Annotated in this window: 20 protein-coding genes; 8 read left to right on the forward strand and 12 right to left on the reverse strand. The window is 69.6% G+C overall.

The features are described 5' to 3' along the window. Positions 1 to 179: 179 nt before the first annotated feature. Positions 180 to 2,243, reverse strand: coding sequence for a thioredoxin domain-containing protein (locus tag MEU52_RS14655; protein ID WP_238122403.1), 2,064 nt, complete (start codon positions 2,241 to 2,243; stop codon positions 180 to 182). A 243-nt stretch (positions 2,244 to 2,486) separates the two neighbouring features. Between MEU52_RS14655 and mnmE the strand changes: the two genes are divergently transcribed. The 5 genes from mnmE to MEU52_RS14680 all read left to right on the forward strand — a co-directional run bounded on the left by mnmE (position 2,487) and on the right by MEU52_RS14680 (position 8,422). Further along, positions 2,487 to 3,785: a tRNA uridine-5-carboxymethylaminomethyl(34) synthesis GTPase MnmE gene (gene mnmE / locus MEU52_RS14660; RefSeq protein ID WP_238122402.1), complete on the forward strand. Its 1,299-nt coding sequence runs from the start codon at positions 2,487 to 2,489 to the stop codon at positions 3,783 to 3,785. A 133-nt stretch (positions 3,786 to 3,918) separates the two neighbouring features. Then, on the forward strand, positions 3,919 to 5,847 hold the full coding sequence (mnmG, locus tag MEU52_RS14665; RefSeq protein WP_238122401.1) for a tRNA uridine-5-carboxymethylaminomethyl(34) synthesis enzyme MnmG: 1,929 nt from the start codon (positions 3,919 to 3,921) through the stop codon (positions 5,845 to 5,847). A 68-nt stretch (positions 5,848 to 5,915) separates the two neighbouring features. Then, on the forward strand, positions 5,916 to 6,536 hold the full coding sequence (rsmG, locus tag MEU52_RS14670; RefSeq protein ID WP_238122468.1) for a 16S rRNA (guanine(527)-N(7))-methyltransferase RsmG: 621 nt from the start codon (positions 5,916 to 5,918) through the stop codon (positions 6,534 to 6,536). A gap of 108 nt (positions 6,537 to 6,644) precedes the next feature. Beyond that, on the forward strand, positions 6,645 to 7,496 hold the full coding sequence (locus MEU52_RS14675) for a ParA family protein (RefSeq protein ID WP_238122400.1): 852 nt from the start codon (positions 6,645 to 6,647) through the stop codon (positions 7,494 to 7,496). Between the two features lie 35 nt (positions 7,497 to 7,531). Continuing rightward, on the forward strand, positions 7,532 to 8,422 hold the full coding sequence (locus tag MEU52_RS14680; protein WP_238122399.1) for a ParB/RepB/Spo0J family partition protein: 891 nt from the start codon (positions 7,532 to 7,534) through the stop codon (positions 8,420 to 8,422). Positions 8,423 to 8,550: 128 nt separating this feature from the next. Here MEU52_RS14680 and MEU52_RS14685 read toward each other — a convergent pair whose 3' ends face one another. Beyond that, positions 8,551 to 9,021 carry a MucR family transcriptional regulator gene (locus MEU52_RS14685; protein WP_238122398.1) on the reverse strand — a complete coding sequence of 157 codons (471 nt, stop codon included), beginning with the start codon at positions 9,019 to 9,021 and terminating at the stop codon, positions 8,551 to 8,553. 394 nt (positions 9,022 to 9,415) lie between these two features. Between MEU52_RS14685 and MEU52_RS14690 the strand changes: the two genes are divergently transcribed. Both MEU52_RS14690 and recR read left to right on the forward strand, forming a co-directional pair. Beyond that, positions 9,416 to 9,811 carry a hypothetical protein gene (locus tag MEU52_RS14690; RefSeq protein ID WP_238122397.1) on the forward strand — a complete coding sequence of 132 codons (396 nt, stop codon included), beginning with the start codon at positions 9,416 to 9,418 and terminating at the stop codon, positions 9,809 to 9,811. 129 nt (positions 9,812 to 9,940) lie between these two features. Beyond that, positions 9,941 to 10,546, forward strand: coding sequence for a recombination mediator RecR (gene recR / locus MEU52_RS14695; protein ID WP_238122396.1), 606 nt, complete (start codon positions 9,941 to 9,943; stop codon positions 10,544 to 10,546). A gap of 5 nt (positions 10,547 to 10,551) precedes the next feature. Here recR and MEU52_RS14700 read toward each other — a convergent pair whose 3' ends face one another. The 3 genes from MEU52_RS14700 to MEU52_RS14710 form a co-directional block, all read right to left on the reverse strand. Next, positions 10,552 to 12,534 carry an FUSC family protein gene (locus MEU52_RS14700; RefSeq protein ID WP_238122395.1) on the reverse strand — a complete coding sequence of 661 codons (1,983 nt, stop codon included), beginning with the start codon at positions 12,532 to 12,534 and terminating at the stop codon, positions 10,552 to 10,554. Further along, positions 12,534 to 12,992 carry a MarR family winged helix-turn-helix transcriptional regulator gene (locus tag MEU52_RS14705; RefSeq protein ID WP_238122394.1) on the reverse strand — a complete coding sequence of 153 codons (459 nt, stop codon included), beginning with the start codon at positions 12,990 to 12,992 and terminating at the stop codon, positions 12,534 to 12,536. The genes MEU52_RS14700 and MEU52_RS14705 overlap by 1 nt, the downstream gene beginning before the upstream one ends. 82 nt (positions 12,993 to 13,074) lie before the next feature. Next, positions 13,075 to 14,211, reverse strand: coding sequence for a cytochrome-c peroxidase (locus tag MEU52_RS14710; protein ID WP_238122467.1), 1,137 nt, complete (start codon positions 14,209 to 14,211; stop codon positions 13,075 to 13,077). Positions 14,212 to 14,651: 440 nt separating this feature from the next. On the opposite strand from MEU52_RS14710, the gene MEU52_RS14715 reads away from it, so the two are divergent. Continuing rightward, positions 14,652 to 15,113, forward strand: coding sequence for a MarR family winged helix-turn-helix transcriptional regulator (locus MEU52_RS14715; protein WP_238122393.1), 462 nt, complete (start codon positions 14,652 to 14,654; stop codon positions 15,111 to 15,113). A 4-nt stretch (positions 15,114 to 15,117) separates the two neighbouring features. On the opposite strand, the gene MEU52_RS14720 is transcribed toward MEU52_RS14715, so the two are convergent. From MEU52_RS14720 to MEU52_RS14750, 7 genes are all read right to left on the reverse strand, one after another. Beyond that, entirely contained in the window at positions 15,118 to 16,752 is a 1,635-nt protein-coding gene (locus MEU52_RS14720; protein ID WP_238122392.1) for an L-aspartate oxidase, read from the reverse strand. Beyond that, entirely contained in the window at positions 16,749 to 17,765 is a 1,017-nt protein-coding gene (gene nadA / locus MEU52_RS14725) for a quinolinate synthase NadA (RefSeq protein WP_238122391.1), read from the reverse strand. Before nadA ends, MEU52_RS14720 begins: the two co-directional genes overlap by 4 nt. Before the next feature lie 66 nt (positions 17,766 to 17,831). Then, positions 17,832 to 18,806 (reverse strand): NUDIX hydrolase, encoded by a 975-nt coding sequence (locus MEU52_RS14730; protein ID WP_238122390.1) that lies wholly within the window; start codon positions 18,804 to 18,806, stop codon positions 17,832 to 17,834. Between the two features lie 13 nt (positions 18,807 to 18,819). Further along, positions 18,820 to 19,881 (reverse strand): diguanylate cyclase domain-containing protein, encoded by a 1,062-nt coding sequence (locus MEU52_RS14735; protein ID WP_238122389.1) that lies wholly within the window; start codon positions 19,879 to 19,881, stop codon positions 18,820 to 18,822. After that, positions 19,878 to 20,441, reverse strand: a complete 564-nt coding sequence (locus tag MEU52_RS14740) for a chemotaxis protein CheB (protein ID WP_238122388.1) — start codon at positions 20,439 to 20,441, stop codon at positions 19,878 to 19,880. Before MEU52_RS14740 ends, MEU52_RS14735 begins: the two co-directional genes overlap by 4 nt. A gap of 3 nt (positions 20,442 to 20,444) precedes the next feature. Then, positions 20,445 to 21,287: a CheR family methyltransferase gene (locus MEU52_RS14745; protein WP_238122387.1), complete on the reverse strand. Its 843-nt coding sequence runs from the start codon at positions 21,285 to 21,287 to the stop codon at positions 20,445 to 20,447. Beyond that, the gene (locus MEU52_RS14750) at positions 21,284 to 24,862 is read right to left on the reverse strand and encodes a response regulator (protein WP_238122386.1); all 3,579 of its coding nucleotides are present in this window, start codon (positions 24,860 to 24,862) and stop codon (positions 21,284 to 21,286) included. The genes MEU52_RS14745 and MEU52_RS14750 overlap by 4 nt, the downstream gene beginning before the upstream one ends. Positions 24,863 to 24,912 lie beyond the last annotated feature (50 nt).

Raw genomic sequence — 24,912 nt, forward strand, 5'->3', positions numbered from 1 at the left:
ATGAGGCTGTCGCCTGATAAGAAAAATAGATAACTTCAGCCACGAACATCGAAAAAATTGATCGAATGAGAGCTCTCAGGACGGCAATCTGATCCCTTATCCGATCCATTCTTCATAAAACCCGTCTTTCCCCTCCATGGGCCTTAGAATCGATTCTAAGGCCCATGGTCGTTTTGGGCTCAGTTCATCGCCCCCTGCGTGAGCAGGTCCAGCACCGTCTCCCGCACTGCCGCTGGATCTGTGATCGGTGGCGTGCAGCGTTCGCCAATACAGACGAAGGCCGCGCCGCCCTCGGGTGCCGCCGCCAGACGGGCGGCCATCAAGCTGTCCGATCCGTTCGCGTCGGCCTGCGTGGCGGTGCGCAGGGCACGCAGGGGAAACGGCAGCGCCAGGGCAGCGGCTTTCAGCTCGGGCGCACGGGGTCCCACCACGGTGACTTCGGCGAGGCCGAGCCGGGTGTCGAAGGCATTGAGCAGCGCGCCATGGGCGAGAATATTGCCCGCGACCGCCCCGGCAAGGCCGGCGAGTATGCGATCGGCGCGGGTGCGCCACAGCTCCTTTCCCGTCACCGCGGCGAGGCGCATCAGCGCATCGACCGCCACCCCATTGGGGTTTGGCACCGCTTCGTCGTGGCTGGTGAGCGGGCGCAGAATGAGGTCTTCCGCATCGTCGGCGGTGAGGAAATAGGCGCCGCTGGCCGCATCGCGGTGGTGCTCTTCAAGGGTGTCGAGGAAGCGTGCGGCGTGCGCCAGATAGGCGGGCGCGTCGGTGGCCTCGTGCAGGGCGAGGGCCGCTTTTGCCATGGCGGCGAGGTCGGAGGAGAGCGCGGGGCCGACCCGCTTGCCCGCGCAGAGGCTGTGCACCAGCCGCCCGCCCGGCGTCATCTGCCGCAGCACGGTTTCGAACACCTGGGCACCAAGAGCGATCCAGGCCGGTTGGTTCAGGGCGCCGCCGGCGCACGCCAGGGCGGCGATGGTGAGGCCGTTCCAGTCCGCCAGGATCTTGTGATCGCGACCCGGCGGCGGCCGGCGGGCGCGCGCCGCGGCCAGTTTTGCCCGCATTGGGGCGAGCCGCCCCTCGTCCTCGGGGCTGATGGCGCCGGCATCGGTGCGGTTGAGGATATTGCCGCTCTCCCAGTTGCCGGCGGGTGTCACATCATAAAAGCGGTTGAAGATGGCGGCGTCCTCCGCTCCCAGCAGAGCGGTGATCTCCTTCGCGCTCCAGACATAGAAGCGGCCTTCGTGGCCCTCGCTGTCGGCATCGAGGCTCGCGGCGAAGGCGCCTTCCTCGGTGAGCATGTCGCGCTGCAGCCAGTCCACCGTTTCCGCCGCGCGCCGGGCAAACAGGGCTGCGCCGGTGTCGAGATGGGCGAGCGCCAGCAGCTCCAGCAGCTGCGCATTGTCGGAGAGCATCTTTTCGAAATGCGGGACGAACCAGATCTGGTCCACGGAATAGCGGGCGAAGCCACCGCCGATGTGATCATAGATGCCGCCCTCGCACATGCGGTCGAGGGTATGGGTCATGTGCGCGCGCAGCTCCGGCCGCCCCTCGCGCAGGCCGCGCCGCCAGAGGAATTCCAATAGGCCGCATTGGGGAAACTTGGGGGCGCCCTTGAGCCCGCCGTGGACGGGATCGAATCGCGCGGCGATGCGCGCCGCCGCTGTCGCCAGCTCCTGTGGCCCGAGGCTTTCGCCGGCGGCGGGGGCGCTGGCCGCCCTGAGGCTGTCCAGGATGGCATCGGTGTTCTTGGCGATCTTGTCCGGTTCATCCCGGTAGGCGGCGGAGATCTGGCGCAGCACATCCGTGAAGGCCGGCCGTCCATAGCGGGCGGTGGGCGGAAAATAGGTGCCGCCCCAGAAGGGCCGGCCCTCGGCATCGAGGAACATGGTCAGTGGCCAGCCGCCATGGTCGCCCAGCTGCTGCAGGGCCGACATGTAGATCTGGTCCACATCGGGATGTTCTTCCCGATCCACCTTGATGTTGACGAACAGCGCATTCATCAGCGCCGCCGTTTCCGCATTCTCGAAGCTCTCATGGGCCATCACGTGGCACCAGTGACAGGCGGCGTAGCCCACCGACAGCAGCACGGGCTTGCCCGTGGCCCGAGCCTCGGCGAACGCCTGCGGCCCCCAGGGCCACCAATGGACCGGGTTGTCCTTGTGCTGCAGCAGGTAGGGGCTGGTTTCTCCCGCCAGGCGGTTGGCGGAGGGCGGCGGCGAAGGGGGCGCGGAAGGCTGGGTCATGGGCAGATCCTGGAGGCGTGAGCGGTCTCTAGCGGGCGTGCGATTGTCCGGCTCCACACATGGCGTGACGGCAGCCGGCGGGTGGCCCCTCCTCTCGCAAGACTAATGCCGGCCGGCGGAAGAGCCGAGGGGCCGTGGCGCAGACAGCCGGTCTCGCGCCGCGCGCTTGGCGATGGCGGTGGCTTGGTTCATAGCTCGCACCGGTCAGCGGGTGAGCCACCCGCGCAGCGTGGTGAGGAATGGATGGCGCCCGCCGATACGATCTTCGCTCTGTCCTCGGGCCAGCCGCCCAGCGGCGTGGCCGTGGTGCGGATCTCCGGGCCCGGCGCGCCGGAGGCGTTGCGTGCGCTGGCGGGAACGCTGCCGGTGCCGCGCCGGGCGCGCTTCGGCCCCCTGCGCGGACCCGAGGGGGACATTCTCGACCAGGCGCTGCAGCTGTTCTTCCCTTGCCCCGCCAGCGCCACCGGGGAGGATGTGGTGGAGCTGCATTTGCACGGCGGCCGGGCGGTGGTAGCCGCGGTGCTGAGCGCGCTTGGTGACCGGCCCGGCCTGCGGCTGGCGCAGCCGGGCGAGTTCACTCGCCGCGCCCACGCCAACGGCAAGCTGGATCTCGCCGAGGTGGAGGGGCTGGCCGATCTGATTGCCGCCGAGAGCGAGGCGCAGCGGCGGCAGGCCCTGGCCCTCGCCTCGGGCGCCCTCTCCCGCCAGGTGGAGGGCTGGCGCGACGGGCTGGTGCGGGCCCTCGCCCTGCGGGAAGCGAGCCTCGATTTTGCTGATGAAGGTGACGTGCCGCAGGGCTTGGATGAAGAGATCCTCGCCGCCTTGGCGCCGGTGCGCGCCGGGCTCACCCAGGCGCTGCGGGACGCCGGGCGCGGCGAGCGGGTGCGTGGCGGGCTGGTGGTGGCGCTGGCCGGGCCGCCCAATGCGGGCAAGTCCAGCCTGCTCAATCGCCTTGCGGGCCGGGAGGCGGCCATCGTCTCGCCGGTGGCCGGCACCACGCGCGATGTGCTGGAGGTCCATTTCGAGATTGCCGGACAGGCGGTGACGGTGCTGGACACCGCCGGCCTGCGGGAGACGTCGGACCTGGTGGAGAGCGAGGGCGTGCGCCGGGCCCTGGCGCGGGCGGAAGCGGCGGATGTGGTGCTGTGGCTGAGCGAGGATGCGGAGCCGCCGCCCCCTGCCCTTTCCACGGCCCTGCGCCTTCGCACCAAGGTCGATCAAGGCGGGCCGGTGCCGGCCGGGTGGCAGGGCGTGTCGGTGCGCGATAGCACCGGGCTGGAGGCAGTGCTGGCGCAGATCGAAGCCCGCGCCGGCGCCTTGGCCGGGGGTGAGCCGGCGCTGGTGTCGCGGGCCCGGCAACGCCGGGAGGTGGAGGCAGCGGTCGGCCATGTGGAGCAGGCGCTGCGGCTTTCGGGGGAGGCCGGGGAACTGCAGGCCGAAGAGATGCGGCTGGCCGCCCGCGCCCTCGATCGGCTCATCGGACGGATCGACGTGGAGGATGTGCTTGACGCTCTGTTCGGCAGCTTCTGCATCGGCAAATAGGGGTTTCACGTGAAACATGGACGCCGGGGCAGCGGGGGCGGAGCGAAGCTGTTTCACGTGAAACAGGCATCGAACCCGGCCGTCTTTAGCCCGCCATCTTGACGCGCCGCGCGCAAGGGCGTTTCCAGAAGGCATGAGCACGCCCTGCCCCCTGCAGCCCCATGCCCTGCCCGTTGATGGCGGAACGTTCGATGTCGTCGTTGTCGGCGGCGGCCACGCCGGCTGCGAGGCTGCCGCCGCAGCCGCCCGCGCCGGTGCCCGCACGGCCCTCGTTACCCACCAGGTGGCGACGGTGGGCGCCATGTCGTGCAATCCGGCCATTGGTGGGCTGGGCAAGGGGCATCTGGTGCGGGAGATCGATGCACTCGACGGGCTCATGGGCCGGGTGGCCGATGCCGGGGGCATCCAGTTCCGGGTGTTGAACCGGCGCAAGGGCCCGGCGGTGCGGGGGCCGCGGGCCCAGGCGGACCGTCGTCTCTATGCCCGCGCCATGCAGCAGGCCCTCGCGCAGCAGCCGGGGCTGGTGGTGATCGAGGGCGAGGCGGCGGATCTCGACACGGCCGCCGGCCGCATCACCGGCCTGCGGCTTGCCGATGGGCGCCGGTTGCGGGCGGGCGCCGTGGTGCTGACCACCGGCACCTTTCTCAATGGGCTCATTCACATGGGCGAGGTGAGCTTTCCCGCCGGGCGGATCGGTGAGCAGCCGGCCCTCGGCCTCTCCCCTGCCCTGGCGCGGTTGGGGCTCGCCCTCGGCCGGCTGAAGACCGGCACGCCGGCACGGCTCGACGGGCGCACCATCCAATGGTCGGCTCTGGAGATGCAGGCCGGCGATGATCCGCCCGGGCCGTTCTCCGCGCTCACCACGCGCCTGCCCAACCCGCAGGTAAAATGCGGCATCACCCGCACGGTGGCGGCCACCCACGAGATCATCCGCGCGAACCTGTCGCGCTCGGCCATGTATTCCGGCCGCATCGAGAGCAGCGGGCCGCGCTATTGTCCGTCCATCGAGGACAAGATCGTCCGCTTCGGCGATCGCGACGGCCACCAGATCTTCCTGGAGCCGGAGGGGTTGGATGACGCCACCGTCTATCCCAACGGCCTGTCCACCTCGTTGCCGGAGGAGGTGCAGGTGGCCTTCCTGCGCACCATTCCCGGGTTGGAGCGGGTGGCGGTGCTGCGACCGGGCTATGCCATCGAATATGACCATGTGGACCCGCGCGAGCTGGCCCCCACTCTGGAGGCGCGCCGGGTGCCCGGCCTGTTCCTGGCCGGCCAGATCAACGGCACCACGGGCTATGAGGAGGCCGCCGCCCAGGGCCTGCTCGCTGGCCTCAACGCGGCCCGCTGTGCCGGCGGTGCCGAGGGGGTGGTGATCGACCGCGCCACCGCCTATCTCGGCGTGATGGTGGATGATCTGGTGACGCGGGGGGTGAGCGAGCCCTACCGCATGTTCACCTCGCGGGCTGAATACCGCCTCACCCTGCGCACGGACAATGCGGACCAGCGGCTCACCCCCCTGGGGCTCGACCTCGGCCTGGTTGGCGCGGAGCGCGCGGCGGTGTTCGAGGCGCGCATGGCGGCGCTGGAGGCGGCACGACGGCTGGCGGAAGACCTCAGCCTCACGCCCACCGAGGCGCAGCGCCATGGGCTGCAGGTGAACCGCGATGGCCAGCGGCGCTCAGCCTTCGATCTCCTCGCCTATCCGGAGATGGATGTGGCGCGGCTCGCCCAGGTGTGGCCGGAGCTGGGCGGGCTCGATCCGCGCATTGCCGAGCAGCTGGAGACGGACGCCAAATATGCCGTTTATCTGCAGCGGCAGGCGGCGGATATTGCGGTGCTGCGGCGGGATGAGGCGCTGCTGCTGCCGGAGCACCTTGTGTATGACGCTCTGCCCGGCCTATCCAACGAGCTCAAGCAGCGGCTCGCCCGGGTGCGGCCGCGCACGGTGGGTCAGGCCGGGCGGATGGAGGGCATGACCCCCGCCGCGCTGGCCCTGCTGGCGACTTATGCGCGGCGTGAGGGCGGCGCGCGGCGGGCGGCGGATGACCGCGCCGCATCATGACGGTGGATAACGGGGATAGCGGCGTGAGCGCAGGCAGGGTGCGGACCGACGGGGGCGACGGCGCGGCGATGGCGGCGGTGGAGGCCGCTGTTTCACGTGAAACGTTCCAGCGTCTGTCCGGCATTGTGGATCTGCTGCTGCGCTGGCAGCCCACCATCAATCTGGTGGCCCCGGCCTCCCTTCCCGCTGTGTGGCAGCGGCATGTGGCCGATTCGCTGCAGCTGGTGCAGCTCGCCCCGCCGGGCGCTCGGCGCTGGGTGGACCTCGGCTCCGGCGGCGGCTTTCCCGGGCTGGTGGTGGCGGCAGTGCTGGCCGAGCGCCCGGATGCCCGGGTGATTCTGGTGGAAAGCGACAGCCGCAAGGCGGCGTTTCTGCGCGAATCAGCGCGGGTCATCGGTCTGCCGGTGGAGGTGCATGCGGCGCGCATCGAGAAGGTGGCGGGCGCTCTGGCGCCGGGCACCCATGTGGTTTCCGCACGGGCGCTGGCGCCGCTCGTCAAACTTCTTGATCTGGCCGCACCTTTTCTCGCGGCCGGTGCATTGGCCCTGTTTCCCAAGGGGCGGGATACGGAACGCGAATTGACCGAGGCGCGCAAAGGCTGGACACTGGCGGTCGACCTTGCCCCCAGCCACACCGATCCGGAAGCGCGGATCGTGGTGGTGAAGAGCGCGCAGCGCAATTCTGGGTGAAGCGGCCCGCCGCTTTCGCCGCCCCATGACGTCATCGAAGGCTCGGAGCGTCTGTCGACGCGACCGCCCGGCTCGAACAGATCAGATGTGATCGAGGATCGTGAACCCATGACCGATCTCATTCCCACCGCGTCGGTGCCGAAGCCCGCCGCCCCTTCCGCGCGGCCGCGGGTGCTGGCCCTGGCCAACCAGAAGGGCGGGGTCGGCAAGACCACCACCGCCATCAATCTGGGCACCGCCCTTGCCGCCATCGGCGAGACCGTGCTGGTGGTGGACCTGGACCCCCAGGGCAATGCCTCCACCGGCCTCGGCATCGACCGGCGCGCCCGCCAGCGCTCCACCTATGATGTGCTGGTGGGCGAGGCGAGCCTGCGCGATACCTTGATGGAGACCGGGGTTCCCGCCCTCTATGTGGCGCCGTCCACCCTCGATCTTTCCGGACTGGAGCTGGAGATCGCCTCGGCGCGGGATCGCGCGTTCCGGCTGCGGCAGGCCATCGAGGCGCTGGCGGCGGACGTGCGGGCGCCGCGCTTCACCTATGTGCTGATTGATTGCCCGCCGTCCCTGTCGCTGCTGACGGTCAATGCCATGGCTGCGGCCGATGCCATCGTGGTGCCGCTACAATGCGAGTTCTTCGCCCTGGAGGGCCTCTCGCAGCTGATGAAGACGGTGGACCAGGTGCGGGTGGGGCTGAACCCCAACCTGGTGATTCACGGCATCGTGCTGACCATGTATGACGGCCGCAACAACCTGTCGGAGCAGGTGGTGCAGGACGTGCGCGCCTTCATGGGCGAGAAGGTCTATGAAACGGTCATCCCGCGCAATGTGCGCATCTCGGAGGCGCCGTCCTACGGCAAGCCCGCTTTGCTCTATGACCTGAAATGCGCGGGCTCGCAGGCCTATCTCAAGCTCGCCTCGGAAGTGATCCAGCGCGAGCGCGCGGCACGGGCGGCGGCCTGACTTCTCAATGGATGGACGTGTGAGGAAGACGATTCATGGCGGATGAACCGCGCTCCCGGCTCGGGCGGGGCCTTGCTGCTTTGATGGGCGAGATGAGCGACCCGGAGACCCCCGCCGCCGCAGGCGTGCCGCCGCGGGCCGGAGTGCGGCGGCTGCCCATCGAGCACGTCCGGCCGAGCCCGCGCAATCCGCGCCGCGCCTTCATCGAAGACGGGCTGGAGGATCTGGCGGCTTCCATCCGCGAGAAGGGCATCATCCAGCCCATCGTGGTGCGTCCCCTGCCCGCGCCGGACACGTTCGAGATCGTCGCCGGCGAGCGGCGCTGGCGGGCCGCGCAGCGGGCGGCTCTGCACGACGTGCCGGTGGTGGTGCTGGAACTGAACGATCGTGAAGCACTGGAAATCGCCATCATCGAGAATGTCCAGCGGGCCGATCTCAACCCCGTGGAAGAGGCCCAGGGCTACGAGGCCCTGATGGCGGAATTTGCTTATTCACAAAACGATCTGGCAAAGGTGATTGGCAAGAGTCGCAGCCATATCGCCAACACCCTGCGGCTGCTGAAGCTGCCGGAAGGGGTGAAGGTCTTCCTCGCCGATGGGCGGCTGACGGCGGGCCATGCGCGGGCCATGCTCGGCCACGATGATCCCGAGCAGCTGGCGCGGCACGTGGTGGAAAAGGGCCTCAACGTGCGCGATGTGGAAGCGCTGATGAAGACGCGCAGCGCCCTCACTTCCGGCCGGGTGCCGGCCACGCGGCCGGAGGTCGACGCGGCCTCGGCCGACAGCCGGGCGCTGGAGAAGCGGCTGGGGGATGCGCTGGGGCTGCAGGTGGCGCTGTCGAATCGCGGCGAGGCCGGTGAGCTGCGCATCCGCTTTAAGAGCTTCGATCAGCTCGATGCTCTGTGCCGGCGGCTGGGCCTGGACTGAGCCGGCCGGCGTCGCGCGCTGAACGCGCCATCAACACAGCCTAAAACGCAATCGGGGCGTCGCGCGCGGCCTATGGCCGGCGGGACGCCCCGAATTCTTTCAGACCCATTGAACCGGGCCCGCGGCACTCAGCTGGCCGGGGCGGCCTTGCGACGGGTGGGCTTCTTGGCCGGGGGAGCGGCAACCTTCTTGCGGCTCTGGCCGAGGCCCATGTTCTTCGCCAGCTCGGAGCGGGCGGCGGCATAGGCCGGGGCCACCATGGGATAGTCCTTCGGCAGGCCCCACTTCTCGCGATAAGCGTCGGGGGTCATGCCGTAGCTGGTGCGCAGGTGGCGCTTCAGCGACTTGAACTTCTTCCCGTCCTCGAGGCAGACGATGTATTCCGGAGTCACAGACTTCTTCACCGGGACGGCGGGCTTCTGCTCTTCCACCGGAGCCGCGACAGGCGCGTCGAGCTGGCCGAGGGCGCGATGCACCGCCTCGATGAGCGCGGGGAGGTCCGCGGCGGCCACGCTGTTGTTACTGACATAAGCGGCCACGATGTCCGCGGTGAAGTCGATGTGGTTCGGCGACTGCGGATTGGAGGTGGAGTCGCTCACGGGGGCATCCCTTTCTGCTTGCACGCTACGGCTGTTCGCACGGCAGCATTGTTTATCGGCTATAACTGGGAAAGTTGAACTTTCTCGAATATTTTATAGCAGAGAACTAACAGGTTACAATCAGGCCTTCCAAAAAACTTGAAAACCGAGTGATGGTGCCATTTTGATGGATATTTCGGTGCTGGTCCCGGGCGCCGGTGGCAGCATCGAAATGGCGAAAAAAAGGCCATGATTCGATTGGCGTGGAGCCTGCAACACCGCGCAATGGCGCGCCGGGCAAGGTCAATTGACAACCAAGAGATGCAATTGTGCTTCCCGCTGGGTGAGGTGTGATGTCAACGGGCGATTTCTGCTTCGGCATGACCATGGCGGCCGGGCGGAGGAAGTTGTTGGCATGGCGAGCGGGAGTGAAATCGGCCCGGAGCGCGCCGCGCCGCCCGAAATGCGGCGGCTGCTCGCCCGGCTATTCAGAATGCCCGGGGGCGTAAAAGGATTCCATTTTGTCGGCAATGGGCGCCAGGAAGGAAAAACGGCGTGTGGTGCGCGGAACCATTGCGCGCGCGCCCGTCCAAAGACCTTCCGCGCGAAGGTGATGGATCATCGGGCCGCGGTGCAGGAGACGGGGCGGACATGTCGGAAAAGCATAACTGCCGTGCGTGATCATCTGTTCTGGGCCATCAAGGTGGAACCAGCATTTGCTGTGCTGGAACGAGCGACTGTTGTTGCATGGGGCGGCCTTTGCCATTCATCCCGGTGCCGGCATCCGGTCGGGCCGGTGGGTGAAGGATGATTGGCGGCATCGGACGCAGCCGTTATAGACAGACGCAAGCGTCCGGCTCGGCGCGAGGGGCGGTGCGGCGGCGTGGTCCGTGAGGCGGCCCGGTCGGGCGTGGCCCAAGACCTTGAGAACGGTGGAACCATGCCGCGCGCCGTCGCCGGACCGGAGATCGAACGTTTGATTCAGCTGCTGGCGCGGTTGCCCGGGCTCGGACCGCGCTCCGCGCGACGGGCGGTGCTGCAGCTGATCAAGCGCCGGGAAGCGCTGATGGCGCCGCTGGCGCGGGCGCTCACCGATGTCCACGACAAGGTGGTGGAGTGCCAGATCTGCGGCAACGTGGATGTGTGCGATCCCTGCACGGTCTGCACCGATGTCAGCCGCGATCCGCGGCTGCTGGTGGTGGTGGCCGAGGTGGGCGACCTGTGGGCGCTGGAACGCGCCGGGGTGCTCAACGCCCGCTACCATGTGCTGGGCGGCGTGCTCTCTCCCCTCGACGGGGTCGGCCCCGACGATCTCAACCTCGCCAAGCTGGTGGAGCGGGTGCACGACGGCGCGGTGGCCGAGGTAGTGCTGGCGCTCGGCGCCACCGTGGATGGACAGACCACCGCCCATTACATCACCGATCTGCTGCGGGATCTGCCGGTGCGGGTCACGCGGCTGGCGCAGGGCGTGCCGGTGGGCGGTGAGCTCGATTATCTCGATGAAGGCACGCTGTCGGCCGCCATTCGCGCCCGCACCCAGATGTGAGCGCCTCAGGCGCCGCTGGGGGCCGGACGCGGCGGCGCGACCAGGGGCCGCGTGGCGGCGGTGGTGAAGAAGTCCGGCAGGGCCCGCAGCGCGGCGGCGGCCCGGCGCAGGGCATCCACCGCCTCGCCCGGCACGTTGCTGGGGCGATGCGCGAGCCGGGTGGCGGCGCGATCAAGGGCATTGGCCACCCGCAGCGGCTGGGTGGTGAGCACACTCATGGCGGTGAGCGCGGCGACGAGGCTGCGATCGAGGCTGTCGGAGCGATCCGGCGCGGCCCGGCAGGTGTGAAGGGCGCGGATGGCGGTGCCCACGGCGAGAGCCGCCAGGCCGCCGTCGATGGCCGCGAAATCGCGATCGCCGGATTTCTCGGTCCATCGCACCAGCCGCAGCAGGCGATGATAGAGCCGGGCCCGCCAGCGGCGCGCGTGGTCCGGGCCATAGGGTGCGCGCGCCATGTCGCTCAGCTCGCGCACCATCATCTGCACCAGCATGGTCCGCCTTCGGCGGGCGTCCACGGGAAAGGCCACGCGGTAGGCCACCAGGGCCACCACCGGTCCGGCCAGCATGGCGAGCACCATCTGGACCATGATGGCCGGGGTGCCGTGCAGCGGAAAGGCGGGCTGCAGAAGCAGCAGCAGCGCCATGTTGTAGTCCATGCCCGCCAGCATGGTGGTGCGGTGGGCCATGATGAAGGCGCCGATGAACAGGAACGGCACCGTGAGGGCGATGACCCCGGCGAGGCTGTCCGCATAGGGCAGCACCAGCCAGCGCGCCGCCAGCGCCGCCAAGGCCCCCGCCACCGAGCCGCCCAGCACGAACCGCATGGTCAGGGCGGGGTTGTCGAAGGTGGAGAAGAGCGAGGTCATGATGGCCGCGCCCATGAGCATGAAGGGGCCATAGGTCCAGCCGGTGGCCAGCCACAGGGCCCCCACCACCAGCACCGCGCCGGCGGCGCGCAGGGTGGCGGCGCGGGCGCCGATGAAATCGCGGTGCCGCAGCAGCTGCGGGCCCTCGGCGTCCGGATCGGCGGTGTGGCTCCCTTCCGTGTCGAGGGCGACATAGGCCGACACCACGGTTTCCACCGTTGCGGCGAGGGCGGGGTCGTCGGCGGTGGCGAGGGCCCGGGCGCTGCGGCTGACGGCGTCGAGGTCCGGGCGCGCGAGGTCGAGGGCGGCGACGATGTCGCGCAGCCGGGCCTGATCCTCCTGCCGGTGGGGGGCGGCGCCGCCGGCGCGGCCGCGGGCGAACACCAGGGCGCTGAGCAGCGCCGCCAGCAGGGTGCGGCTGCGATGGGCGGCATTGCGGCTGCGGCTGGAACCGGCGCCATGGGCGTCGAGCACCTCGTCGATGGCGGCCATCTCGGAGATGATGGCATGCTCCTCGGCGCGGAACCGGGGCAGGTCGGCGCTGTCGAGGGCCTGGGCGAGATGGCGCAGCACCCGGGTGGTGAGCCGCCGCACCCGGCCGAACAGCGCGCTTTCCTCGCTGGCCGGGGTGAACAGCCAGCCCACCGCCAGCGACACCACCACGCCGACGCAGATGGTGAGCACCCGGTCGAGCGCCAGGGCGTAGATGTGGTCCGGATGGTGGAAATCGATGAGCGCGACCATGGCGGCGGAATAGCCGGCGAGAATGGTGCCATAGCCGGTGAAGCCGCCGAACACGTTGCCGGCCCCGGCGCACAGGCCGATCCAGGCGGCGAGCCCGATCACCATCAGCGCCGGCGTGTCGGCGCAGGTGAGCACCAGCACGATGCCCACCAGGGCGCCGGCGAAGGTGCCGATGATGCGGAACACGCCCTTCTCGAGCAACTGCCCGCGGGTGGGCTGCGCCACCGCCCAGACGGTCATGGCGGCCCACTGCGGATTGTCGATGTGCAGCGCCGAGGCGAGGATCAGGGCCACCGCGGCGGCCACCGCCGTGCGCAGGGTGAAGGCGAGGCGCGGCGTGTCGAAGCCCAGCCGGGTCAAAAGAGCGAGGGCGGGCATCAGCGTTCGGAACCCTTGCTGGCCGGTGGCGGAGCGGCCTGGATGCGGGCGTCGATGCGGTCGAACGCGGCGGTCATCTGGGCGATCTCCGGATCGGAGAGGTCCTCCAGCAGCTGATCCTCGATCCGCGCCAGCTTGGCGCGGATGTCGTGCACCGCGGTGTGCCCGGCGGGGGTGAGCTGCACCAGCTTGAGCCGGCGGTCCCGTGGGCTCGGCTGGCGTTCCACCAGGCCCCGCTCGGCCAGCAGATCCAGCAGCCGCACCAGGGTGGATTCGTCGATGCCCACCGCCGCCGCAAGCTCCTTCTGGCAGCGGCCGTCGCCCAGCTCCGCCAGATGCACCAGGGGCGCCCAGGTGGCGTCGCTGAGGCCGATGACGGCGAGCCGCTGATCCAGCGCCCGGCGCCAGCGCCGGGCCAGGCCCACGAGGTGAATCCCGAACCGACGTCGGGCCGACATATCCGTTTGCATCCAAGTCGTTTTAATTCAAACTATATGGATCGCAAGCGGTGGCCCCTGCCCCGCACGCGGGCCAGCCGCGCTATTTCAGCAGGGGTTCATAGCGCTTGTCGGTCAGTGTCTTGAGAAAGGCCACCAGGGCGTCGACCCGCCGGTCGTCGAGGGCGGGGCCGCTTTCCAACTCCTTCAGGGAGATGTTCTGTGCCACCTCCGGCGGCGTGAACGGGGCCCCGGTCTCGGGGTTGATGTGGCGGGCCGGATTCTTGGTGTTGTAGGTGTTGTAGAAGAGAATGACGGTGCGCAGGTCCTTGAACACGCCGTTGTGCATATAGGGGCCGGTTACGGCCACGTTGCGCAGGGTGGGCGTGCGGAAGAGACCGGCCTGTGCCGCCTTCTGTTTGCCCTTCACATGGGGATTTTGCGCCAGGCCGAGGTCGCGGCTGTCGGGCTTCAGCCCGGCGGCGGCGCGGGCGGCGATGTTCTTCGGCACGCCGATATTGTGGAATTCGTAATTGGTGAAGGTCTCCTCCGGCGCGCCCACCTGGGCATTCAGCCGGTGGCACTGGCTGCAATTGGTGAATTGCTGGGAGAAGAACAGCAGCCGCCCAAGCTCTTCCTGGTCGGTCAGCTTCACCTCGCCGCGCAGATAGCGGTCGTATTTCGAATCGAAGGGGGCGAATTCCGGTGTCCGCTCATAGGCGGCGATGGCGCCGGTCATGGCGGCGTAGCCGCTGGCGGCCTTGTCGAGCACCTTGGGGCCGTAGAGCGCCTCGAACGCCGCCACATAGGCCGGGTTCTCCTTCAGCCGCGCCACCACGCTGGCCTGATCGGGCATGCCCATTTCCACCGGGTTGAGCGGTGGCCCGCCGGCCTGCTCGGCGAGGTCCTTGGCGCGGCCGTCCAGGAACTGCCCGCCGTGGTAGCGGCCGGTGGTCTTGGATTTGCCGAACGGCGGGCTGAACCGGGCATAGGCCGCGGTGGGCGCGTTGCGGTCGCCCAGGGAGGTGCCGTCATCGCCCAGCGACACCGCCGCGCCAGCCTCGGGGGTCTCGCGCGGATCGGTGAAGGCATGGTCCGGGGAATGGCAGGAGGCGCAGGCCTGGGTGCGGTTTTTCGACAGGTTGGTGTCGAAGAACAGCGCCTCGCCCAGTTTTTCCCGGGTCGACAGATCCACCGCATTGGCCGCGCGGGCGTCGCCCGGAACCGTCGTGAGCAGCATGCCGGCGAGGGTGACGCCGGTGGCGAGTGCCGCCCATGCCCGCGCCCGGACAACGCGAGAAGCCGGCGTGCGAAAGGGCGTGCCAACAGCTGATCGGCCAGGCTTGACGGGAGCAGACCCGAAACCGTCGCGGCCGGGCCGGACGGACGGTAGAACCATCACCATCACTCTCCTCAGGGCGGCGGCCGGGGCAGCGCCGGCCCGCGCCCGGTTGCGACGCATTCGACAGCCATGAAGCGCGCCTCGCCCGCCAAGGACAATCCGGAAATCTACCAAAGCGCGTCAAATCAATGATTTAGAGAAATTCTAAACGCCGCGCATTGCGTTGCGAAGTCGCGCTGCAGCAACAGATTTGCTTCGCATCTGCGCTGTAATCTCCTAGCGTATCGTGTCACTTTGATACCAACCCTCGCGCGCCCGGAGCGCGTGCCGGAGGAGCGATGTCGGCCCTCGTCTCTTCATCCGCCGCCGCTGATGACCTTGCGCGGGTCGTCGCCCAAACCTGCCTGTGCCTCGCCATCCAACGGGCGAGCCGCGCGGTGGGCCGCTGCTTCGACGAGGCCTTCCGGCCGCTGGGCCTGACCAACTGGCAGTTTTCCCTGCTCGCCATGCTGAGCCGTCCGGAGCCGTTCACGGTGACCCGCTTGGCGGAGGCCATGGGCATGGACCGCACCACCATCACCTCCAATCTCAAGCCGCTGGAGCGCAAGCGGTTGGTGACGGTCGCCACCGATGCGCAGGATCGCCGGGTGCGTCGCATTGTGCTGAGCGCCCGTGGCCAGGAGGTGCTGGAGCAGGCGGCGCGCCACTGGCAGCAGGCCAATGCCGCGGTGGAAGCGCGACTGGGCGAGGTGGACCCCATCACTCTGCGCATGGCTCTCGACGAGCTCGCCGGCGCCTGAGCGATCAGGACGGGGTCAGGACCGCGGGCGATGTCGGCGCGGGGAGCGGCCTTGGAGATGGGGACAGGGCGCGTCGCACCAGCGGGTGGGCGCGCACCTCGGCCCAGGTGAGCCGGCTGCGGGTGCCGGGGCCGCTGGCGGTCGCCTCCGCCGGGTGGTCGGCCCGCCAGTGGGCGCCCCGGCTCTCCGTGCGCTGGTGCGCGGCCACCGCCATCATCAACGCCACGAGGGCCGGTTCGGCGGCGGGTGTGGCCGAATGGGCGAGAGGTGCCAGCGTGGTGATGGCGTCTCGCAGCCCGTCCTCCCGCCGCACCACGCCGAGATGCGCGCTGGTGATGGGCTGCACTGCGGCCGGGTCCGGCGCCGGCGGCAACGCCTGCGGGGGCAAGCTCTCTCGCGTGGTCCCCTGTCCCGTAGTCCCCTGTCCCGTGGCCCCCTGCCCTGTCGTCTTCCGCGCGGCACCGCCGGCGAGGCTGTCGGCCACCCAGCGGGCGCACACCACCGCTTCCACCAGGGAGTTGCTGGCAAGGCGGTTGGCGCCGTGCAGGCCGGTGGCCGCCACTTCCCCGCAGGCCCAGAGCCCTGGCACGGAGCTGCGCCCCTCTAGGTCCACGGCGATGCCGCCCATGTGATAGTGGGCCGCCGGCCGCACCGGCAGCAGCTGGCGTGCCGGATCGCGACCGGCGGCGGCGCACAGGGCGGCGACGGCCGGGAAGCGGCTGGCGAAGCGTGGGCCCAGCGCCGCGCGTGCGTCGAGATAGACCGCGCGGCCTTCGGCCAGCTGGCCGGCCACCGCGCGCGCCACCACGTCGCGGGGGGCGAGCTCGCCGCCGGGGACCGCATCGAGGAAGAAGGTGCCGTCGGCGGTCATCAGCCGGGCCCCCTCCCCCCGCACCGCCTCGCTGATGAGGGCAAGCGGCCGGCCGGCGCCCACCAGCGCGGTGGGGTGAAACTGCACGAACTCGAGGTCGGCCAGCACCGCGCCGGCCCGGGCCGCCAGCGCCAGGCCGAGACCGAACGAACTGAGCGGATTGGTGGTGTCGGCGAACAGGGCGCCGAGGCCGCCGGTGGCGAGCACCACCTGGCGCGTGTGGAGGGTGACGGGCGTGTCGCCCCGGGCCAGGAGCAGGCCGCGAATGCCGGCCTCGTCGCGCAGCAGGCGGCGGGCCTCCAGCCCTTCCAGCACCGTCACCGAAGCCGTGGCCCGCACGGCCGCCGCCAGGGCCCGCACCAGCTCGCGGCCGGTGCCATCTCCGTCGGCGTGAACGATACGGCGGCGGCTGTGGGCCGCCTCCAGCCCCAGCGCCAGCCGGCCCCCCTGCTCCCGGTCGAGGCGGGCGCCGATGCGCTCCAGGGCGCCGATGGCCGCCGGTACCGCGGCGAGGATGCGCCGCGCCATGGCGGCATCGCACAGGCCGGCGCCGGCGCTGAGGGTGTCGGCGAGGTGGAGATCGACGCTGTCGTCGTCGGCCAGGGCGGCGGCCATGCCCCCCTGGGCCAGGGGGCTGGAGCCGTCCTGTTCGAGGGGTGCGCGGGTGACCAGCACGCAGGGACGGGGCGCCAGGAACAGGGCGGTGGCAAGCCCCGCCACCCCCGCGCCGACGACGACCGGAGGCTGATCCGGCAGGGCGCCGCTCACAGCGCCAGCATCCGGTCGACGGCGGCGCGGGCACGGCCGGCCACGTCGGGCGCGATGTCCACCACGTGGCGGTTCTGCTCCAGGGCCTGGCGGATGTTGGCAAGGGTGATGCGCTTCATGTGCGGGCACAGGTTGCATGGGCGCACGAAGTCGATGTCGGGATGGAGCACCGCCACATTGTCGCTCATGGAGCATTCGGTGAGCAGCACCACCTGCTCCGGCCGCTCACGGCTGACATAATCCGCCAGGGCGGCGGTGGAGCCGGCGAAGTCGGCCTGCGCCACCACCTCCGGCGGGCATTCGGGATGCACCAGCACGCTCACCCCCGGGTGCGCCTCGCGCAGCTCGCGGATGTCGTCGGCGGTGAAGCGTTCATGGACCTCGCAGGCGCCGGGCCAGGAGATGATTTCGACACCGGTCTCGGCGGCCACGTTGGCGGCGAGATACTGGTCGGGCAGCATGATGACCCTCGGGGCCCCCAGCGCTTCCACCACCCGGCGCGCATTGCCGGAGGTGCAGCAGATGTCCACTTCCGCCTTCACCGCCGCCGAGGTGTTCACATAGGCGATGATCGGCACCCCGGGATAGGCTGCCCGCATGGCGCGCACGTCGGCGGGGGTGATGGATTCGGCCAGCGAGCAGCCGGCGGCGAGGTCCGGCATCAGCACCGTCTTGTCCGGGTTCAGCAGCTTGGCGGTCTCGGCCATGAAGTGCACGCCGGCCAGCACGATCACATCGGCATCCGCCGTGGCGGCTGCCCGCGCCAGGGCCAGGCTGTCGCCGACGATGTCGGCCACGCCGTGGAAGATCTCCGGGGTCTGGTAGTTGTGGCCGAGGATGATGGCGTTGCGGCTGCGCTTCAGCGCCAGGATGGCTTCCACGTCGTCGACGAACAGGGCCCAATCGGCGGGCGGCACCACCCGCTTCACCCGGTCATAGAGCGCCGCGGTGCGGGCCAGAGCGGCATTGAGGGCGGGGGTCGCGGCGGCGGGGGCTGAGGAAACCGGGGTCATGGCGCATCTCCCTATGCTCATACTGAGCATATTTATGGGATATGCTTATCTTGAGTATAAGCCATGTCAAGAGCGCGCCAGCGGCAGCTTGGTGCCCGCCACTGCCCGCTCGGCGAGGACGGCGGCGCGGAAGCGGAACAGCTTGGCGGGCCGGCCGATGCCTTCGGCGGTGGTGGCGCCGGTTTCCTCCACCAGCTCCTGCTGCTCCATCAGCCGGCGGAAATTCTGTTTGTGCAGGGTGCGGCCGGCCAGGCCCTCCACGCAGCGCTGCAGTTGCAGCAGGGTGAAGGTGGGGGGCAGCAGCTCGAACACCACCGGCCGGTATTTGATCTTGGCGCGAAGCCGGGCGATGGCGGTGGCAAGGATCCGGCGATGATCGCCGATCATGGGCCGGCCCAGGTCGGCAAGGTCGGCAAGGCCGGCAAGGCCGGCAAAGGCGGGTGCCGTATCGACGTGCCGGCGCTCGGGCACCAGGGCGGCTTCATAGAGCAGCTCATAGCGCTGCAGGGCCAGCTCCTCGTTCCAGGGCTGCCCGTCCAGGCCGAAGGCAATGGCCACCCGCTGGCGGCGGGCGGCCTGCTCGGCCGGGTCTGGCGCGCTCTGCGCCCAGCCGGAGAGGGCCGGGGCGATCTGCGCGGCGATGAGCGGCGGCGGCCCGGCGCGGTGGTCCTCCCAGGGGAAATAGGCATACCAGCTGCACCAGCCGCTTTCCGCGTCCGACAGCGCCCGGGTGAGGCCGAGATAGCTGATGGAGATGGTGCGGGCTCCGCCCTCGCCGGCCCGATCCTTGTCGGCGAAGGTGTAGAGCTGCTCCACATAGCCGAGGGGATGGTGCGTCTGCTGCTCCACCCAGGCCCGCAGGCCCGATTGCAGGGAGCGGTGGCCGAGCGCGAAGGGACCCGACGGCAAGGCGCGCTCCCGGTCGAGGGTCATCACCAAAGGCGTGCCGGCCTGCACCGCCACCAGCACCGCGATGAGGTCCACCGTCACCGCTGGAGCTTCGCGCGGCGCGGGCGGGGGCGAAGCGGGCACCTGCGTCACGGGCCGGCGCCGTTCAGGCTTCGACCCGGAGGTCGGTGTCGATCGTTTGGGCCTTGGGGCGGGCGCCGTCGGTAATCCTGACGCCGCCCTTGCCGTTCTTCTTGACCTCGTACATGGCGGCATCGGCGAGCCGCATCAATTCGCCGTCGTCGGTGGAATGGCGCGGGCAGAGCGCGATGCCGATGCTGGCGCCGATGGACACCGAGACGGCCGGCCGCGCCTGGCGCAGGCCATAGGGCTCCTTGAGCGCCTCGCACAGGCGATGTCCCTGGTCCAGGGACACCGTCTCGTCCTGCAGGTCCAGCATGATCACGGCGAACTCGTCGCCGGAGAGGCGCACCGCGAAATCACCGTGGCGCAGGTTGGCGCGCAGACGCTGGGCGATGGCGCACAAAAGCTCGTCGCCGGCGGCGTGGCCGTGGCGGTCGTTCACCTGCTTGAAGCCGTCGATGTCGATATAGAGCAGGGCGAAGGCGGAGCTGTTCTGCTGGGCCTGGGCAAAGGCTCGGCTGAGATGCTCCACGAACAGGATGCGGTTGCCGAGGCCGGTCAGGGCATCGTGGGTGGCCATGTGGCGCACCTGCTTTTCCACCCGGCGCCGCTCCTCGATCTCCACCTCCAGCTGCCGATTGCGCTTCTCCAGCTCCTCCAGGGCGCTTCGCAGCCGCATCTTGGAGATGTGCAGCTCCAGGAACACCGTGACCTTCGACAGCAGCACCGCGTCGTTGATGGGCTTGGCGATGTAGTCGACGGCGCCGAAGGTGTAGCCCTTGAGACGGTTGACGTCGTCCAGATAGGCGGCGGTCACGAAGACGATGGGGATGTCGCAGGTGGCGGGATCGTTGTTGAGCAGCGAGGCCACCTCGAAACCGTCCATGTCGGGCATCTGCACGTCCAGCAGGATCAGCGCGAAGCGGTGGTCGAGGCACAGGGCCAGCGCCTCGTTGCCGGAGCGGGCCTCATAGATCTCGGCGTCGACCGGGGCCAGCAGCCGGCGCATGCCCGCCAGATTGGCGGAAACGTCGTCCACCACCAGGATCTTGGGGCGGGGCTCGCCCTGGACGGTCTCGCTCATGTCCGGCACGTTTCGTTGATCCGCGTGGCGAGCGCCGCCAGCGGGGCGCACAGGTCGGCGCCCGCGCGCTCCAGGGCTGCCTGCGGCATGGTGGCGACCTGCGCCTCGTCCGGAGCCTGCACCAACGCCATCCCTCCCAGCGCGCGGATGCAGGCCAGTCCTGCCGCACCGTCGCTGCTCGCCCCGGTGAGAACGACACCAATGAGGCTTTTCTGGTACGCCCGCGCCGCGCTTTCAAACAGCACGTCGATGGCCGGTCGGGAGAAGCACACTTTGGCATCCACCGAAAGTGTAAAGTGATGATCGGGCGCGATGAGCAGGTGGTAGCCGCTCGGCGCCACGAACACCTGGCCCGGCGTCACCGGCAGGCGCTCGCGGGCGGTCGAGACCGGCAGCGGGCAGGCGGGGGCCAGCACGTCCGCCAGCAGGTCGGGGCCCCGTGCCCCCACGTGGTTGACGATCACCACCGCCGCCGGCAGCGCCGGCTCGAGGCCGCCGAGCAGCCGCCGCAGGGCGGCCGGACCGCCGGCCGAGGCGCCGATGACCACGGTTGGCGCCATGCCTCAGCCTCCGCTGCGCAGGCGATAGATCTGCGTGTCCGCATCCAGGCACTGGAATCGCTCCCGCGCCCGGGAGAACTGCAGATTCTCGCGGGTGCCGAGACACAGGAAGCCACCCCGCACCAAGCTGTCGGCGAACATGCCCAGCACCCGGTCCTGCAGGGCGTTGTCGAAATAGATGAGCACGTTGCGGCACAAGATCAGGTGCGCTTCGCAGAACACCGTGTCGGTCACCAGATTGTGTTCGGCGAAGGTGACATTGGCGATGAGCCGCTCGTCCAGCTTCAGCAGGTCGTAACGGGCGTGATAATAATCGGAAAAGCTGCGGGTCCCGCCACTGTCGAGGTAGCGGCGGGCGGCATCGGGGGCGTCCTGCAGGGGAAAGATGCCTTCGCGCGCCCGCGCCAGCGCCTGGGTGGAAATGTCCGTCGCATAGATGTGGGCGCGCGAAGAGAGCCCGGCCTCGGCGAGCAGGATGGCGAGCGAATAGACCTCCTCCCCATGGGCGCATCCGGCCTGCCAGATGTTGATGCGCGGGTAGGAGGCGAGCAGCGGGAGCACGCTCTGCCGCAGGGCCTGGAACACGGGCGGATCGCGGAAGAATTCCGACACCGGCACGGAAAGGCCCGAGATGGCGGATTTCAGCTGCTCCGGCGCGTGCAGCAGCCGATCGGTGAGGGCGGTGACGGTCCCGGTGCCGAACTGGGTCACCAGGGCGCGCACCCGGCGCGTCAGCGAGGCCCGGCTGTAGCCACTGAAGTCATAGCCGTAGCGGCGCTTCATCGCCTCGACGAACAGGTCGATCTCGAGGGTTTCCAGGGCCACGGGGTCGTCGATGTGGGTCATTTGGGCGGCAGCCAGGCGCGGATCATGGACAGGAGCTTGGGCACGTCGATGGGCTTGGCGAGATAGTCGCTGGCGCCCGCCGCCAGGCATTTCTCCCGGTCATCCTTCATCGCCTTGGCGGTCAGGGCGATGATGGGCAGCTTGGCGAACTGCGGCCGCTTGCGGATCTCCGCGGTGGCTTCATAGCCGTCCATCACCGGCATCATGATGTCCATGAGCACGATTTCAAGCTCGGGATGCGACTCCAGCTGGGCCACCGCCTTGGCGCCGTCCTGCGCCAGGGTGACCTCGATGCCCTTGCCGCGCAGCACCTTGGCGAGGGCGTAGATGTTGCGCATGTCATCATCCACCAGCAGCAGCCGGCGACCCTTCAGATCGCCATCGGGATCGGCCGGCAGGGCCGGGGAGTCGTGGCGGACCGAGTGCAGGAACAGGCTCACCTCGTCCAGCAGCCGTTCCGGCGAGCGGGCCCCCTTCACGACGATGGAATCGGTGAAGGCGCGCAGCTTCATGCTTTCTTCCGGGGTGAGATCGCGGCCGGAATAGACCACCACCGGCACCTGGCGGTTGCTGGCCGCCAGGTGCTCCAGCAGCTCGAAGCCGGACATGCCCGGCAGGCCAAGGTCGAGCACCATGCAATCCACATCGGAGCTGTTGATGGCGTCGAGGGCGGCCTCGCCGCTGTCCGCCTCCACCACCTCCACATGCTCGCCGGTGATCAGCTTGCGCACCGCCAGCCGGGCGCCGGCGTCATCGTCCACCACCAGCACGCGGCGGGGCTGGTCGGGCGAGAAATGGGCGAGGAGGGCGAGGGCGCCGCTGAGCTCGTCGGCGCTGACCGGCTTGGTGAGGAAGCCCACCGCGCCGAGATCGCGGCCGCGCTTGGCCTCATCGAGGGCCGAGACGAAATGCACCGGGATGTGGCGAGTGGCCGGGTCGCTCTTCAGCCGCTCGATCACCGTCCAGCCATCCATGCCCGGCAGCATCACATCGAGCAGGATGCCGGTGGGACGATGGGCGCGGGCCAGTTCCAGGCCGCTTTCGCCATCGCCGGCGGCCAGCACCTGGAAGCCCTTGCGCCGCACCAGGCTCACCAGGGTCCGGGCGAACGCCGGGTCGTCTTCCACCACCAGGATGGTGGTCACCCCGGCCCGCAGCCGCGCGCGGTCGTCCTCGACCACGATGGCCGGCCGTGGCGCGGGCGCGGCGGTGGCGAGGCTGGTGGCGAGGCTGGGGGGCTCCGGGCGGGCCACGGGGGCGGCGGTCTCCGCGCCATCGCCGATGGGCAGCACCAGCTGGAAGGTGGAGCCGGCCCCGAGGCTGCTGTCCACGGTGACGTCGCCACCCAGCAGCTGGGCGAGCTTGCGGGTGATGGCAAGGCCCAGCCCGGTGCCGCCGAACTGGCGGCGGGTGGAGGCGTCCACCTGCTCGAACGCCTCGAAGATGGTCTGCCTCTTGTCCTCGGGAATGCCGATGCCGGTGTCGCGCACGCGCACCGCGAGGGTCTCGCCCGGCCCGCGCGCGAAGGTGACGGTGACGCTGCCTTCAGCGGTGAACTTGAAGGCGTTGGACAACAGGTTGTTGGTGATCTGCTCCAGCTTGCCGTCGTCGGTGACGATCTGCGGCGGGGCGTCGGGGGCGATGGTGACGGTGAAGTCGACGCCCTTCTCCTGCGCCACGTGGCGGAAGTTGCGCTCCATGCGGGTGGCGATGGCGGGGATGCTCACCGGCTCGTGCACCACGTCCATCTTGCCGGCCTCCACCTTGGACAGGTCGAGGATGTCGTTGATGAGCCGCAGCAGGTTGGTGCCCGAGGAATGAATGATGTTGGCGGCCTCGATCTCCTCGCCGTCGAGGTGGCCGGTGTGGTTCTGGGCCAGATCGTGGGCGAGGATCAGCAGGCTGTTGAGCGGTGTGCGCAGCTCGTGGGACATGTTGGCGAGGAATTGCGACTTGTACTGGTTGGCGCGCGCCAGCTCGTCGGCGCGCGCCTCCGCCTCCCGGTTCATCTCCTCCAGCTGGGCCTTCTGGGCGGTGAGCTCTTCGGAATTGTGGCGCAGCACCGCATTGGACCGCTGCAGCTCGTCCGCCTGGACCCGCAGCTCTTCCTCGGAGGCGGCGAGCTTCTGGGATTGGCTCTGCAGCTGCTCGTTGGTGGCGCGCAGCTCCTCCTGCTGGGTGCGCAGCTCCTCTTCCGCAGCCCTGAGCTCGGTGGTCTGGCGCTGGGTCTGCTCCAGCAGGTCCCGGGTGCGCAGGGCCCGCACGAGATTGTCGAGGGAGAGCGCCGCGATCGGCGCCACATCGGCCAGCAGGCGTGCGCGCGCACCCTCCAGGGGTTCAAGGCAGGCGAATTCCATCACGCCGAGCAGGCGGTCCTTGCTGATGACCGGCACCGCGACCACCAGGTGCGGGACCGCTTCGCCGGTTCCCGAGTGGATGCGCACATAGTCGGCCGGCACCGGGCTGAGGGTGATGGGCTTGCGCTCGCGGGCGCTCTGGCCGATCAGCCCCTCGCCGAGGGCATAGCGCAGCGACAGGTGACGCCGCTCCTGGAAGGCGTAGGTGCCGGCGAGGCTGAGCGCCTCGCTGCCGGGATCGAAGGCGTAGAACACGCCAACGCCGGCCTTGAGCCGGGGCGCCAGCTCTGCCAGCAGGTCGTTGGCGAAGGTCGCCAGATCCTCGGCCGGCTGCACCTTGGCGGAGACCGCGGCCACGCCGGTCTTCACCCAGTCGTTGTCATAGGTCTGCACCGCCATGGTTTTGAACACCGCGAGGGCGCGGGCGATGGTGCCCACCTCGTCGCGGCGGTCGGTGAAGGGCACCACGATGTCGTGGTCGTGGTCCGCCAGCTGCTCCATCCGCTCCGCCAGGGTCCGCAGCGGGCGGGTGATGGAATGCGCGGTAAGCACCAGGGCGCCGATGCCGGCCACCAGGGTGGCGACAAGGGCGGCGAGATCGACCATCCGCAGCAGGGATTCGGTGTGCGCGAGGCTGGTGCGCGCCCGTTGCAGCGCCTCGTCCGCAGTGGCATTGACCTGGTCGATGGCGGAGATGATGGCACGGCTGCCGCCTTCGGCGCGCTCGGCGGTGAGGAAGGCCAGCAAGGCCTGGTTGAGGTCGCCGGGGGTGGCCTCCCCCCGCTCCGCGCGCGCCGCTGCCGCCACCAGCGGCGTGGCGGCCGATTGCGACCAGCGCTGATCGAGGCGGGCCACCACATCCACCGCCGCGCGCAGGGCGCTGTCGCCGTCGGTGGCGGCGCGCAGCTCCTTGATCAGGCCGGCCACCTCCGCATCGGCTTCGGTCAGTCGCGCGCGTACGGTTGTCGGCGCGATGAAGGTATTCTGGATGAGCCGGCCCTGGCGCTCGATGATGGCGCGGGTGACGCCGCTGCCGATCTCCATGAAATGCACCAGGCGATTGGCCTGCTGCTGCAGGTGGTTGAAGGCCTGGAGGGCGAGGCTGTTGGCTCCCAGGAGCAGGATGAACAATGCCACCAGCAGCACGATGACCGCGCCGAACTTGCGCTGCATCGGCATGTTGGCGAGCCAGGAGCTGCGCGACGAGGCTTGCGACATCCTTATCCCCACGAGGCGTCTTGTGACGAACCGACCGGGGCGGAATGAAG

This window comes from Xanthobacter sp. NM-25 (genome assembly GCF_022138605.1).
GTDB lineage: Bacteria > Pseudomonadota > Alphaproteobacteria > Rhizobiales > Xanthobacteraceae > Xanthobacter.